Below are 1602 nucleotides of genomic sequence, written 5' to 3'. Positions count from 1 at the left end.
CGCTGAAAATGGTTATTTGAGAGATAATCGTTATTTCCATTATGAATTAACATGTTAAAATAATATAAAATAAAAAGACGACATTCGCATTATGTGAACTGAACCCCGAATAGTAGACACTTTAAAAAAAGTGTATCTATTCGGGGTTTTTTGTTTTTTATAGCTTAAAACCCCGTTATACTAGAGCTTATATTTAAGAAACGGGGAAACGATTTATGAGTAAGATTATTTTTAATGAACATGAACGAAGAGTTTTAGAATCCAACCCTAATGTCTCTTCTGTTTCAGATCGAGCAATTCAGTATACATCTGAGTTTAAAATTCAAGCTGTTAAAGAAAATTTAGACGGAAAAGGACCAGCTCAGATTTTTATTGAAGCTGGATTTGATTTAGAGATGATTGGAATTAAGAAAGCACAAAGTGCACTTAACCGCTGGAGAACTACATATAAAATATACGGAGAAACAGGCTTTTTAGAAGAACGTCGAGGAAAAGGAAGTACGGGTCGTCCAAGTTCTAAAGAACTTACGGCTGAGAAGAAGTTAGAGAAGGCTGAAACACGGATCAAGCTTTTGGAAGCTGAACTTGAGCTACTAAAAAAGCTCGAAGCACTAGAAAGGCAGGCGAAGAAAAGACGGTTTTAACACCACGAGAGAAGTATCAAGTCATCAACGAAGTCATTCGTCTCTATCAGTTGAAGAATTTGACAGGTTATTTGTGTGAATTAGCAGGTGTGAGTCGAAGTGGATATTATAAATGGCTCAAAAACAGTGAGAGTCAAGCACTCCGTAAGGAGCAGGACTATAGGGATTACCTCTTACTTAAGTCTATATATGATAAAGCGAAAGGAAAGATTGGATATCGAGGCTTATATATGGCTTTAGCCGATATGGTACACAAGCCTATGAATCATAAAAAAATCCTTCGATTGATGCGAAAGTATAACTTTTTTGCGAAAGTAAGACGTGCAAATCCTTACCGAAAATTGGCGAAAGCAACAGAAGTACACCGTACAGTGCCAAATCACCTAAATCGAGAGTTTGAACAGGTTGAGCCAGGAAAAGCATTGGTAACAGACATGACTTACTTACCGTACCGAGGAGGAGAAACGGCTTATTTATCCTGTGTAAAAGATGTCGCTACTAGAGAAATTGTTGCTTATGAACTCTCCACTAATTTACGAATGAACATTGTGTATAGAACTTTATCAAAGCTAAAAGAAGCATTAGATGGAAATGTGCATCCTGAGGCACTCATCCACTCAGATCAAGGGGTTCACTATACAAATCCTGAGTACCAGAAACGAGCAAAAGAAATTGGGTTACTCCCATCCATGTCACGGCGAGGAAACTGTCTAGATAATGCACCTATGGAGTCCTTTTTCGGGCATTTAAAAGATGAAGTAGATTACAAGGAAGCACGTAACTTTAATGAATTAAAACTCATGATTGATGAGTATATAGAGTACTATAACACCAGCAGAAAGCAATGGAACCTAAAAAAGATGACTCCGGAGGCTTACCGAAGTCATCTAATCGCTGCATAAATAAATAAAATAGTATCTTCTTTTATTAAACTGTCTATTTTATAGGGTTCAGTTCA

At 36.8% G+C, this 1602-nt stretch carries 1 protein-coding gene; it reads left to right on the top strand.

Translation table 11 applies throughout. The annotated features are described in order from the left end of the window. The first annotated feature begins 215 nt into the window (after positions 1–215). Positions 216–1546 (top strand): IS3 family transposase gene (locus tag K5S59_RS29600; protein WP_120449942.1). Its coding sequence is split into 2 segments (ribosomal slippage): positions 216–594 and positions 594–1546, totalling 1332 coding nucleotides; the frame shifts between segments, so codons are not numbered across the junction. The last annotated feature ends 56 nt before the right edge of the window (positions 1547–1602 follow it).

Source organism: Bacillus sp. BML-BC051 (assembly GCF_019656175.1).
In the GTDB taxonomy this organism is placed as follows: domain Bacteria; phylum Bacillota; class Bacilli; order Bacillales; family Bacillaceae_G; genus Bacillus_A; species Bacillus_A mobilis.
Note: the sequence above shows the minus strand (reverse complement) of the source record. Positions and strands in the feature narration are given on the sequence as shown.